The sequence below is a fragment of the Micromonospora coerulea genome, assembly GCF_016598485.1.
Lineage (GTDB): Bacteria > Actinomycetota > Actinomycetes > Mycobacteriales > Micromonosporaceae > Micromonospora > Micromonospora coerulea.
In genome coordinates, this window is sequence record NZ_JAEMUW010000010.1 from 134,404 (window position 1) to 147,207 (window position 12,804).

At 72.5% G+C, this 12,804-nt stretch carries 9 protein-coding genes; 7 read left to right on the forward strand and 2 right to left on the reverse strand.

The features are described 5' to 3' along the window. Nucleotides 1-48: 48 nt before the first annotated feature. From I8N68_RS15215 to I8N68_RS15240, 6 genes are all read left to right on the forward strand, one after another. A complete protein-coding gene (locus I8N68_RS15215; RefSeq protein ID WP_200210624.1) occupies nt 49-936 on the forward strand; it encodes an ABC transporter ATP-binding protein in 888 nt (295 codons plus the stop codon). Beyond that, on the forward strand, nt 933-2,543 hold the full coding sequence (locus tag I8N68_RS15220) for an ABC transporter permease (RefSeq protein WP_200210625.1): 1,611 nt from the start codon (nt 933-935) through the stop codon (nt 2,541-2,543). The genes I8N68_RS15215 and I8N68_RS15220 overlap by 4 nt, the downstream gene beginning before the upstream one ends. Before the next feature lie 385 nt (nt 2,544-2,928). Continuing rightward, complete coding sequence (locus I8N68_RS15225; RefSeq protein WP_234039745.1) at nt 2,929-3,321, forward strand: hypothetical protein; 393 nt, start codon at nt 2,929-2,931, stop codon at nt 3,319-3,321. Then, complete coding sequence (locus tag I8N68_RS15230) at nt 3,321-5,600, forward strand: DUF4132 domain-containing protein (protein ID WP_200210626.1); 2,280 nt, start codon at nt 3,321-3,323, stop codon at nt 5,598-5,600. Before I8N68_RS15225 ends, I8N68_RS15230 begins: the two co-directional genes overlap by 1 nt. A gap of 266 nt (nt 5,601-5,866) precedes the next feature. Further along, nucleotides 5,867-7,327 (forward strand): SDR family NAD(P)-dependent oxidoreductase, encoded by a 1,461-nt coding sequence (locus tag I8N68_RS15235; protein ID WP_200210627.1) that lies wholly within the window; start codon nt 5,867-5,869, stop codon nt 7,325-7,327. 132 nt (nt 7,328-7,459) lie between these two features. Then, on the forward strand, nt 7,460-7,939 hold the full coding sequence (locus I8N68_RS15240; RefSeq protein WP_200210628.1) for a heme-degrading domain-containing protein: 480 nt from the start codon (nt 7,460-7,462) through the stop codon (nt 7,937-7,939). A 113-nt stretch (nt 7,940-8,052) separates the two neighbouring features. On the opposite strand, the gene I8N68_RS15245 is transcribed toward I8N68_RS15240, so the two are convergent. Both I8N68_RS15245 and I8N68_RS15250 read right to left on the reverse strand, forming a co-directional pair. Next, complete coding sequence (locus tag I8N68_RS15245) at nt 8,053-10,098, reverse strand: hypothetical protein (protein ID WP_200210629.1); 2,046 nt, start codon at nt 10,096-10,098, stop codon at nt 8,053-8,055. Continuing rightward, complete coding sequence (locus tag I8N68_RS15250) at nt 10,095-11,885, reverse strand: HSP90 family protein (RefSeq protein WP_200210630.1); 1,791 nt, start codon at nt 11,883-11,885, stop codon at nt 10,095-10,097. Before I8N68_RS15250 ends, I8N68_RS15245 begins: the two co-directional genes overlap by 4 nt. Nucleotides 11,886-12,060: 175 nt before the next feature. Here I8N68_RS15250 and I8N68_RS15255 point away from each other — a divergent pair, with 175 nt between their 5' ends. Beyond that, nucleotides 12,061-12,768: a SanA/YdcF family protein gene (locus I8N68_RS15255; RefSeq protein WP_200210631.1), complete on the forward strand. Its 708-nt coding sequence runs from the start codon at nt 12,061-12,063 to the stop codon at nt 12,766-12,768. The last annotated feature ends 36 nt before the right edge of the window (nt 12,769-12,804 follow it).

A 12,804-nucleotide genomic window follows, 5' to 3' on the forward strand; every position in this document is an offset into this window, starting at 1 on the left:
CGGGAAGCCTGGTCGGCAGTCGTGACCCGCTGTCGACCGGAGGCACCCATGGCCGCACCCGCCATCCGCACCCACCAGCTGACCAAACGCTACGGAGCCCTGCTGGCCCTCGACGGGCTGGACCTGAGCGTGCCGGCCGGTGAGGTCTTCGGCTTCCTCGGCCCGAACGGCGCCGGCAAGTCCACCACGATCCGGCTGCTGCTCGGCCTGGCCCGCCCCACCGCCGGCCAGGCGTGGATCTTCGACACGGACGCGGCCGACGTTGCGACCGCCCACCGGCTGCTGGCGTACGTGCCGGCGGACGTGGCGCTGTGGCCGCAGCTCACGGGCGCAGAAACCCTGGGCCTGCTCGCCGCCACCGGGCCGGGCGTCGACCGGGCCTACCGGGACGAGCTCGTGGACCGCTTCGACCTCGACCTGTCCAAGCCCGCCCGCACCTACTCCACCGGCAACCGGCAGAAGGTGGCGCTGATCGCCGCGTTCTCCACCCGCGCGCCGCTGCTGGTCCTCGACGAGCCCACCAGCGGACTCGACCCGCTGATGGAACTGCAGTTCCGCCGCGCCGTGGCGGCCGCTCGCGACAACGGCCAGACCGTTTTCCTCTGCTCCCACCAACTCGCGGAGGTCGAGGCGGTCTGCGACCGGGTGGCCATCCTGCGGGCGGGCCGGCTGGTCGACGTCGCCACCGTGCCCGAACTGCGCCGGCTGCACCGCACCGAGGTGGCTGCCCACTTCGCCGGCCCCGTACCCGACCTGCACAACCTGGTTGGTGTCGACAATGTCACGCAGGCCAGCGGCTCGGTGCGCTTCACCCTGACCGGACCGCCCGCGCCCGCGCTCGCCGCCCTGGCTGCTGCCGACCTCACCGCCCTCAGCGTCCGGGAGCCGAGCCTGGAGGAGATCTTCCTCGACTACTACGGCGAGGCGACCCGATGACCAGCAGCACGCTGTCCGCAGTCGCCGCCGGGAGCGCGGTCACCCGTCTCGCCGTGCGTCAGGTCCGACGCGGCGCGCTCGTCATACTTGCCGTGACGGTCGGCATGTCGACGCTGGTCGCCGCCACCTATCTCAGGACCGTCGGCGCCGGGCTCGACGCCGGCGCGCTCGCCGCCCTGGCCCGCAACCCGGCGATCCGGACGCTGTTCGGCGAGCCGGTCGCGCTCGACACCGCCGGCGGGTTCACCGTCTGGCGCACCGGCACCGTGCTCGCCGTCCTGCTGTCGGTGTGGGGGGTCCTCACCACGACCCGCGTCACCCGCGGCGAGGAGGACACCGGCCGGTGGGACCTGCTGCTCGCCGGCCGGCCGACCCGGCCGGCGCTGCTCGGCCGGCACCTCGCGGTCCTGACGGCCGCGATGGCCCTGATCGGGGTCACGCTGTCCGCGGCACTGATCGCGGCCGGCACCCCGCCTCGCGGAGCGCTGCTGCACGCCACCGGGTTGGTGCTGACGGGCACCCTCGCCGTCGCGGCGGCGGCCGTGGCCGCGCAGGTCTTCCCCGCCAGAGCCGGCGCCACGGGGGCGGCCCTGGGTTTCCTCGGTGTCGGGTTGCTGGCGCGGATGGTCGGCGACGGTGTGCCCGTCCTCGGCTGGCTGCGCTGGCTGCCCCCGTACGGGCCGCTCGCGCTGACCCGGCCCTATCGCGACGACCGGTGGGCGCCGCTGCTCGTCCTCGTCCTCGCCAGCATCGTCCTGGCCGGTGCGGCCCTCGCCCTGGCCGAACGGCGGGATGTCCGCGACGGCCTGCTCCGACCGGCGACCGGCCGACCGCCCCGCCGGTGGCTGCTCCATTCGGTGGCGGCCTTCGCCGCCCGCCGAACGCTGGGTCCGCTTGCCGGCTGGTCGGCCGGAATCGGGGCGTATTTCCTGCTGATCGGCCTGCTCGCCGACTCCATGACCGGGTTCCTCGCCGACAACCCCCGCTTCGCCGACCTCGCCGGGCAGGCAGGCTTCGCCGGCCTCGGCACCGTCCGCGGCTACACCGCCACCCTGTTCGCCCTGCTCGCCGTACCGGTCGGCGCCTTCGCCGCCGTCCGCCTAGCCGCGCTCGCCGCGGCCGAGGCCAGCGGGCGGCTGACCCTGCTGCTCGCCGGCCCGGTCACCCGTACCCGGCTGAGCTACGCCGAGGTGGCCATCACCGCGGTCGGCATGGCGGTCCTCGTCACCGTGGCGGCTGTGGCGACCTGGCTCGGTGCGACGATCGTGGGTGCGGACCTGGCGCTGCCCGCCGCCCTCGCCGGCACCTGGAACGTCCTGCCGGTCGCGTCGCTCGGCGTCGGGGCCGCGGTCCTGGCTCTCGGCCGCGCGCCGCACGCGGTGACCGCCGTGGGCCTGGTACCCACCGCCGGCGGTTTCCTGCTCAAGGTCGTCGCCGACAGCGTCGAAGCCCCGGCCTGGGTGAGCGGGCTGTCGCCGTTCGCGCATCTCGCCGCCGTGCCCGCCGCGGGCCCGGACTGGCCGGCGGCGGCCGTCATCTCGGCGCTGGCAGGTGTGGCGGTGTTGGTCGGCGCGTGGGGCTACCGGCGTCGCGATCTACACGTCTGAGGGTCCGCCGGATGCGCGGCGGCGAGCTGAGCGGAACGCAGCTGGGCCCGGGCCGTGGCCGCGAATTCATCCGCTGCCGCGTGTCCTCCCCCCGCTTGGTCACCATGCCGGCCGCGGCCAGGAGGCACGCGGACATGACGGCGCCGAGCAGCAGGTGGTAGCCGCCGTTGTGGAGCAGGATGGCGGCGGCCAGCGGTGTGCGTTGGCTTTGGATGCACCGGGCCGACCAGACCGACGGGCGGGACCGCTCGCATGGTCCGCGTTGGCTGCCGTGTCGATCCGCGCATCCAGAGTCGAGCCGCCGCAGCCTGCTCTCGTACTGACCGATGTGCGCACGCCGCGCCGAGCCGGTTCGATGTCGGTGCGGGTTCCTACACTCCCGGCCATGGCGACGGTGAGTTTCGTGGACGAGACAACAGCAGGTGATCGCAGCGAGGCGTGGCATCTGGAGATCTTCGAGGAGCGGCTGACGCTGCGTGAGGTCATCCGCCGCCGCGTCTTTCAGGAGGTCGCCGAGTACCACGCTCGACAGCCGGAGGTCTTCCACGGGCTCGTACAGCCAGGCGACACCGAGCGGACGCTCAACGGCTGGCGGCTGCCCAAGCATCGGCGGGTCGACGCCGAGGAGCAGTTCAGCCGCGCCGTCGAGGCATTCGGGCGCAACGGGTTCGTGGTGCTCGTCGACGATCGTCAGATCGAGGACCTCGACTCCGAGATCGAGCTGCGCAACGGCACCGAGATCTCCTTCCTCAAGCTCGTCCCGCTGGTCGGTGGCTGATGTCCATCGCCTCCGCGGACACCCGGTACCTGCAGATCCTCGCGTCCCGACTCATGTCGCGGCAGCCGCCCGAGCAGCAGCGGGCTGCCGCTACCGACGTCGGCATGTTCCTGGAACACCTGGGTGGCTCGTGGTCCTGCTGGGATGGCGACGACTTCGCCGCGCTGCTCAGGCTCGCCCAACAGTCCGGTGTCCCGGTGCCGGGGGCGACGGTGGCGACCGCCCGGCGCACCGTGCTGACGCACGAGTACCACGCTGGGGAGCTGACCACGGTGGCCTCCACTTTGGAGCGGCCCGTGCTCAATCCCGGCGAGGCGTGGGCCGACGCCGTGCTGGACGCGCTGCCCGCCGCCGGCGAGGGTTGGCCCGAGCTGCTGGCGCACGCGCTGACCGCCACCGCCGGCAAACCGACGGCCCGCTGGACCGCGCGGGGGCGCACCCTGCTCGCCGAGGTGGGCGCCGCGGCGTACCGGGAGAGGGTGGTCGGGTGGCTGGCTCTGGTCGGCCGGCCGCGCACCCTGCCGGTGCAGGGCGGTTACTGGGGGTACGACGTCGGGCAGGCGTACGACCCGTTCAACGCGATCGCGCTGCGCGGGCTGCTCTGGCTGCTGCCGTCGGCCGTCAGCGAGGACGACGCCGACGTCGCCCGGGCGCTCGGTGCGCTGGTGGAGACGTCGCTGCGTAGGGTGGCCGGGCTCGGGCCGCGCAACCCGAAGATCGCCAATGCGGCCGTCCACGCGCTCACCGAACTCGACGGGGAGCAGGCGCTGGCCCAGCTCGCGCGGTTGGTCAGCCGGGTCACGTACAAGGGGACGCTCAACCAGCTCAACGCGGCCCTGGACCGGCGTGCGTCGGCGCTCGGGCTCTCCCGGGACGAGGTCGAGGAGTTGGCCGTGCCCACGTACGGGCTCAGCGCAGTGGGCCTGCGGGTGGAGCCCCTGGGCGACGTCACGGCCGAGCTGACCGTCACCGGCCCCACCGTCCAGCTGGCCTGGCGGACTGCCGCCGGTCGGTTGGTGAAGTCGACGCCGGCCGCGGCCCGTCGGGACCACCCCGACGAGGTACGCGACCTGAAGGCGGCCGCCAAGGACATGGAGAAGATGCTGGCCGCGCAGGCCGAGCGCCTCGACCGGCAGTTCCTCGCCCAACGCACCTGGTCGTACGGGTCCTGGCGGCTCCGCTACCTCGACCACCCGCTGGTCGGCACGGTGGCCCGCCGACTCATCTGGCTGATCGACGGGACACCCTGCGGCTGGGCGGACGGGGCGTTGCGCACCGTCGACGACGCTCCCGTCTCCCCCGCCGACGACGCGGTCGTGACGCTCTGGCATCCGATCGGCCGGCACGTCGACGAGGTGGTGGCCTGGCGGGCGTGGCTGGAGCGGCACGCGGTGGTGCAGCCCTTCAAGCAGGCACACCGGGAGGTCTACCTGCTCACCGCTGCCGAGGAACGCACCGGGGTCTACTCCAACCGGTTCGCCGCGCACGTGCTGCGTCAACACCAGTTCCACGCCCTCGCGGCGATCCGCGGCTGGCGCAACAAGCTGCGGCTGATGGTCGACGACACCTACCCGCCCGCAACCCGGGAGCTGCCCGGCTGGGGGCTGCGCGCCGAGTTCTGGGTGGAGGGCATCGGCGACGAGACCACCGGGGCGGGCGCGTACCTGCGCCTGAGCACCGACCAGGTGCGCTTCTATCCGGTCGCGGCACCGGAGAACAACACCCAGGCCGGCGAGGGCCGCTACACGCAGTGGGTGCCGATGGGCGAACGGCCCGTCGACCCGCTGCCGCTGGACCGGATCCCGCCGCTGGTGTTCAGCGAGGTGATGCGCGACGTCGACCTGTTCGTCGGTGTGGCCAGCGTTGGCAACGACCCCACCTGGCAGGACGGCGGACCGGCCGGCAGGTACCGCGAGTACTGGCAGTCCTACAGCTTCGGCGAGCTGTCAGCCACCGCCGAGACCCGTCGCGATCTGCTGACCCGGCTGGTGCCCCGGCTCGCGGTGGCCGACCGGTGCGCCCTCGACGGGCGCTTCCTGACCGTCCGGGGCGACCTGCGCACCTACAAGATTCACCTGGGTTCCGGGAACATCCTGATGACACCAAACGACCAGTACCTCTGCATCGTTCCCAAGCAGACGGTCGGCACCACCGACGGACAGGTGTTCCTGCCGTTCGAGGGCGACCGGATGCTCGGGGTGATCCTGAGCAAGGCGCTGCTCCTGGCCAGGGACAGCACGATCAACGACCCCACCATTGTCTCCCAGATCCGGCGCTGACCACCGGGCCCCGGGAGACGGCCGAGCCGCCGGCTCCGTGTCCTGCCGATCTTGTAGCGGTGGCGTTGACTGTGCGCCGGTGCGACCTCGCATCCTCCGACGCGGTCGTCCCGCCGTAGACCCGGGCGCGGGTTGGCCTCGACGGTCTTCGGGCTGACGAACAGACGCGGGATGCATCGGAGGCCGTGCGGTGCGTACAGTTCCGGGTCGGACTTGGGGTGGGCCGGGTAGATCCGGCGCAGGAAATGGGACGAGACAGCGACGGCATGACGGCGGACAACATTACGGAAACCGGTCAAAACGGCATTGACCGTGGCCGGCTGGAGACCTGTCTCAGCGTGTTTGAGGCGTTGGAGGCTCTGCCGCCCGATCACCCCGATGTGGTGCGGGTGCAACGGGCTACCGCGAAGCTCTACAAGGTGATCAAGCAGCGGCGACGCGAGGAACGGCGGGATGCCATCGCGGCGGCCGACCGCGCGGTGACGGCGGCCACGGCCACCGGCGCCCCGGGGCGGATCGACGACGAGACCCAGGGCATCCCGCTCGCCTCCCCCACCGTGGGTGCCACGGCCGGCGTCCTGCACAACCCGCGCGGCTGCTACGTCTGCAAGCAGCGCTACCGCGAGGTGGACTCCTTCTACCACCAGCTCTGCCCGTCCTGCGCCGCGCTCAACCGGGAGCGCCGGGACGCCCGCACCGACCTGACCGGCCGGCGCGCGCTGCTCACCGGTGGCCGGGCGAAGATCGGCATGTACATCGCGCTGCGGCTGCTGCGTGACGGCGCGCACACCACGGTGACCACGCGGTTTCCGCACGACGCAGTCCGCCGGTTCGCCGCCATGCCGGACAGCGGGGACTGGCTGCACCGCCTGCGGATCGTCGGGATCGACCTGCGCGACCCCGCCCAGGTGATCGCCCTCGCTGACTCGGTCAGCGGCCAAGGGCCACTCGACATCCTGATCAACAACGCGGCGCAGACCGTTCGCCGCACGCCCGGGGCGTACGCGCAGCTCGTCGCCGCGGAGGCGGCGGCCCTGCCGGACGGTCCGTTGCCGGAGGTGATCACGTTCACCAAGCCCGCCGGCCGGGGCGACCGGGCGAGCAGTCTGATCGCCTCGCCGCAGTCGGCCGCGATCACCCCGCACGCGCTCACCGCGCTGGCGCTGACCAGCGGCTCCGCCTCCCCGGAGCGGATCGCGGCGGCCACCGCCATCGACGCCGGCGGTCTGGTGCCGGACCTCGACCCGGTAAACAGCTGGGTGCAGCGGGTGCACGAGGTGGACCCGCTCGAGCTGCTCGAAGTGCAACTGTGCAACGTGACGGCACCGTTCGTGCTGGTCAGCCGGCTGCGCCCGGCGATGGCCGCGGCGACTGCCCGCCGTAAGTACGTGGTGAACGTGTCGGCGATGGAGGGCCAGTTCGCCCGCGGCTACAAGGGGCCGGGGCACCCGCACACCAACATGGCGAAGGCCGCGCTGAACATGCTGACCCGGACCAGCGCGGAGGAGATGCTGGCCGACGGCATCCTGATGACCAGCGTCGACACCGGCTGGATCACCGACGAGCGGCCCCACCCGACGAAGATGCGGCTGGCGGACGCTGGCTTCCACGCCCCGCTGGACCTGGTCGACGGCGCGGCCCGGGTCTACGACCCGATCGTCCGCGGCGAACAGGGCGAAGATCTGTACGGCTGCTTCCTGAAGGACTACGCGCCCTGCGCCTGGTGATCGGCGCGCCGACGCACACCCATCGGTTTTGCGACAATCAACCGGCACGCACACGCGGCCTGAACCACTCAAACGCCGCGAGTCAACCCAACCCGGGGGGGCAGGCCCCCACTCGACGAAGAGGAGGTGCGTATGCCCCTTGACCGTGAACCGTGGCCGACGCTGGAGGAGCTGCGGCGCGAGGAGGCCGAGCTGGAGCTTCCGGCCCTGTCGGAGTCGGACGCGTACGAGTTGGGGATGCTGGCCGTTGCCGCCGCGAGGGAGCAGCGGCTTCCGATCGCGGTGGGTGTGTGGCGGGCCGGGCGCCAGTTGTTCCACTGCGGCCTGCCGGGTTCGACGCAGGACAACGACCAGTGGCTGCGTCGCAAGGGACGGGTGGTGATGCGGTTCGAGCACTCGTCGCTGTACATGGCACGGCTCTGCCAGGACCAGCAGGTGACGCTGGTCGAGAAGTTCGGGCTGCCGGCCTCGAGGTATGCGGCCGCCGGGGGCGCAGTGCCACTGCGCGTTCGCGCCACCGGCGTGGTGGGATGGTTCGGCGTGTCCGGGCTTCCGCAACTGGAAGACCACCGCTTCGTCGTCGACACGCTTCGCGCGATCTCGCGACAGTAGGGCTTCGGTGCCGTAGCCGCAGATCCACTCCGCACTGCCGGTTTCTGCGACGACGTCTCGGAACCGAGACGTGCGGCACGCACCGTAGCCCGTCGACCCGGCTCCGGGGACGGTCAGTCCTCGTCGAAGTCGTCGTCGTCGAGATCCTCCGCGTCGATGTCGTGCTGAGCCAGGACTTCGGTCGCCTCGTCGGTGCGGCCCTGCGCCTGCAGCGCCCGGGCCAGGATTGCGGCGGCGGACCAGCCGTACTCGTCGGCGTCTTCGGCCAGCAGCTCCCGCGCCTCCGCCTCGGCGAGGGCCGGCTCGCCGGCCCGCAGCCGCAGCCGCGCCCGGTGCAGCCGGGCCGCCCGGCGCTCATCGGCCAGCTCCTCGGGGCCGAACCAGGTCACGGCCGCGTCGAGTCGGGCGAGCGCCTCGTCGAGCCGGCCCGCAGCGGCCAGCAGGCGGGCGGCAGCCGCTTGGGCCTTGCCCGCCTGCTCCGCCGACGGGTGTTCCTCCGCCGCACCCAGCACGTCGACCCGGCGTAGCTCGGTCCAAGCCGGGTCGCCGGGCGGCCGGTGCGCGAGCAGGACCAGGGCCTTGCGCAGCACCCGCAGTTCCGCGTCCGGACTGCCGTTGACGCGGTGCCGGTCGGCGGCGGTGAGCAGGTGGGTGACCGCGTCCTCGCCATGCATCGATCCGGCGGCGTCTTCCAGAATCGCCTCCAGCGGTGGCACCCCGTCGGGCAGGTGCTTCAGCTGGCTCAGCTCCGCCAACAGTGCGCGCGCGGCCGCACGGTGGTGGTACGCCCGGCGGTACAGCTCCCAGAGCAGGTAGCGGCAGCGGACCGAGTCGTCGCGCAGACCGGCGCGGTCGAGGCTGCGGACCGCCTCCTCGGCGGCCTCGACGGCGTCCTCCCACCGACCGGCGTTGCGCAGGGTGTGTGCCACGTCGAGCCGGGCCCGCGCGGCGCCGGCCAGATCGCCCGCCACGGTCAGCGCGGCGACCCGTTCGACGAGGGCGGCCAGCTTCGGGTCGACGTGGCCGGTAGTGCCGGTGGGGCGTCCGGCGAGAACGGTGAGCGGTAGCTGCTCGGTCACCGGCGCCGCAACCATCCGCGCTTCGATCCGATCGCTCTGGTGCCGGTTGCCGTTTCGGGCGTCGAACCGCGCGGCGATCACCCGGGCCTGCCCGGTCACCTCGTCGTGGACCTCCGCCACGGTCGCCTCCCAGCGGCGGGTGCCGTCGTCGGAGCGGCGGCACAGCAGCAGGTCGCCGTGCCCGGACGCGCGGAGCCGGCCGAGGACCAGCGCGGCGGAGGCGGCGAACTCCATCGCGGCATAGGGCGACGAGGGCCGCTCCAGCCAGCTCAGGTGCCGCTCCACCAGCTCCAGCCCGCGCGCTTCGTTTCCGGTCAGCCCGCAGAACAGCACGTGCTGGGCGAGGTTGTCGAGGTGATGCCGGTCGTCCCGGATCCGGCGGTAGCCGTCCCGGTGCGCATCGACGGCCTGGTCGAACCGGCCGGTCTGCAGATACGGCGTGAGCAGTTCGCTGAGCATCCACTGAGGCTGTTCGGAGCAGCCGCCGCGCTTGAACGGCTCCCCGACGGCGATGGCCTCCTCGAACTGGCCGAGGGAGGTGAGATGCCGGACCTGACCCGACGGTACGCACGCCGAGCAGTCCGACATCGCGTCCCGCTTGGCGGTCAGCATCCGGTCGTAGGCCTCCTGCGCGGCGGCCATGTCGCCGACGTGGTGCGCGACCAGCCAGCGGTGCTGGTGGACCGCGTGCAGGCTATGCCCGGCCAACTGGTAGCGGCGCTGCATGTCGTCGAGTACGGCCATCGTGCGGTCCAGCGGGATGTCCGGGAACTGGGGCAGCGCCCAGACGATCCACTTGAAGTCCCACAGCAGCCTTTGGGCGTGGTGCCCGCCCACCAACTCCGGCTGCCTGTCGAAGACCGACAGGCACCAGGAGAAGGCGAGGAACGCGCGGGTGGGGTCACCGCCGTGATGGAAGTCGCTGATCGCGTTCATCCGGACGGAGAAGGCGAACGGCACGTCGCCGGCCGCGTCAGCGTGCCGGAAGACCGCGTCCAGCGCCGCGAACCTGGCCGGGCCACGGGGCAACGCGTACGCCTGGGTGAGCCGGTCGCGCAACTCCTGTGTGGAGCTGCTCATCGCGGTCCTCCCATCGCCCGGGCGAGCAGGCCGAGGAACGACTGGTTCAAGGCCGCGGTGTCGGCCGGTCGCAGCGGCTGGTGGCCCAGCAGCAGGGCCTGTACGTACAGGCCCTCGACCGCGAGAGTGGTCAGCTCCTCGTCGCTGGCCGCGATCGCCTGCCGCACCAGCGGGTTGCGATAGTTGAACACCAACTGCGGCCGGTCGTCGCGGCCCTGGGCGAAGGCGCCCAGGATCGATGACCAGAGCTCGTCCGCCTGCTCCTGCCCGTGGCGCAGGTCCACCACCAGCGCGGTGTCTCCGTCGAGCAGGTGCAGTGCCGGCAGGCTGGCCGGTTCGAAGGCGCGAACCAGCACCTCCACACCGAGCCGGTCGAGGGTGCGTTGCGCCAGGGTCAGAAACGGCCGCACCGCGAGATCGGCGTCGGGATCGAGCGGTTCCAACCGGGTGGCCAGGTCGCTCGCGGCGAGCACCTCGGTGACGATTTCGGGGTCCAGGTCGGGCAGCCGGCCCGCCAGCTGTGCGTCGTAGACGTACCCGGCATTGACCACGGCGATGTTCTGCGCGGCGGCGACTGCGGCGAGCTGGCGGAACTCGTCCACCGAGGGGGTGTACCGCACGATCCCGTACCGCTCCCGGAACTCGGCGAGCGTCAGCGGGCCCATGTTCGTCTCAAACGGCCACCAATGGTCGACCAGGCGCAGCATCTCGTCGTCGTGCACGGCGAGCGCCTTGACGCCGAGGTGGTGCACCCGCAGGAACGCCTGCAGGCGCCGGGGGTCGCTCCGCCCGAGCCGCGTCAGCCAGCCGCGCAGGCTGTCGCCCAGCGACTCGCGGACCTGGTCGAGCAGGGCGTCCTCGTAGAGCGCCTCTCGGCTCGCGGTCGGCCGCAGCTCGCCGGTGTCGACCACGCAGCGGACGAAGAACGCCCACTCTGGCAGCAGCCGTTCGATGTCCTCAGAGAGCAGCATCTGCTTGAGGTAGACCCGGTGGGCCACCCGCGACGCCGGGTTGGCCGGCATGGGCAGCACGAACGCCACCCCGCGAAGGCCCGCGGCCGGCACCGCCAGGTCGATCACGTCGAAGGGCGCGAAACCGAACACCTCCTCGGCGTACGCGGTCAGCCGTGCCCTGCGGGCGGCCGGGGACTCCGCGCCGTCGGTCTCCCACGGTGCGAGTCCCGTGGTGATCAGCTTGTCGCCGACGTAGACCGGGGTCGGCAGCATGGAGCCGTACTGGGAGGCGATCTCGATGACGGCGTCCCGCCGTAGCCAGTGATCCTCGCCCCGACGCGGCACCAGGGTGACCGTGGTGCCCTGCCCGGCGCGCTCCCGCTCCGCAGGGGCTACCTGCAGCTCGTAGCGCCCGTCGGCGTAGCCGATCCACTCCACGGTAGGGGAACCGGCGGCCCGGGTACTCACCCGGATCTCGTCGGCGACCAGGAAGCAGGAGAGCAGGCCGATGCCGAACTGCCCGAGGAACTCGTGGCGGGCGAAACCCAGCTCGTCTCGCTTCGAGCTACGCCCGATGGTGGCCAGCAACTCGTGCACCTGCGCCTCGGTCAGACCGATGCCGGAGTCCTCGACGCGTAGCGTGCCGTCCCGGGTGGACTCCGCCGGGTGGATGCGGATCTCACCCGCCGCGCCCGGATCGCCCGCCCGCCGGGCGGTGATGGCGTCGACGGCATTCTGCATCAGCTCCCGGACATAGACGCGCGGGCTGGCATACAGGTGATGACTGAGCAGGTCGACGATGCCTCGCAGGTCGACGTGGAACGCGTAGCTCACAACCGCCCTCTCCCCGTGATCCGGTCGGGAGCACCTTAGCGGCTGCGAGTCCGACCGGTGGGCCCGATCTGCGGGCCGTCCGCGCCGCCCCAGACGCGCCGAGCTGGCGCCCCACCTCAAGGTCGGGCAACGCCGCAAGTGCCGGCGGGCGGCGGATCAGGAATAGTCTCGCGGCATGCGGGGGCGATTCGCCGCGGTCAGGCGGTGGTGCGGGGAGCACAGGCGGCTCGTCCGCCGTACGCTCGTCGCGATGGTTGTCGGTGCGGTGCTGCTGACCGGCGGCACCGTGGCCAGTGCGGCGTGGATCCGCGGTGGCGCGGATGGCCACATCTACCGCGAGGCCGACGTGCCGGACGCGCCGGTCGCCCTGGTCCTGGGCACCAGGGTGGGCCCGGACGGCACGCCGTCACCGTTCCTCGCCGCCCGGCTCGAGATCGCCCGGCGGCTGTTCGAAGGCGGCAAGGTACGGGCGATCCTGGTGTCCGGCGACAACATGAACGCGGACTACAACGAGCCCGACGCGATGCTGCGCTGGCTGGTCGACCGGGGCGTGCCGGCGCAGCGGGTGGTGCTGGACCACGCCGGCTTCGACACGTACGACTCGTGCGCGCGGGCGAAGCGGATCTTCGGGGTGGAGCGCGCGACCGTGGTGACCCAGTCCTTTCACCTGCCCCGGGCGGTGACGCTGTGCCGGCGCCTCGGCATCGACGCCAACGGTGTGGGCGATGAGACCGCCAAGCGGTACGCCCAGCGGTGGCGAGTCAGCTCCGCCCGCGAGTACGGCGCCTGCGTGAAGGCGGCGCTGGACCTGCTCTCCGGCCGCGACCCGGTCCATCTCGGCCGCCGCGAGACCGGCATCGACGACGCTCTCCGGGCCGGCTGACGACGACCGGCACCGGCCGCCGTGCGGCAGGGCAGC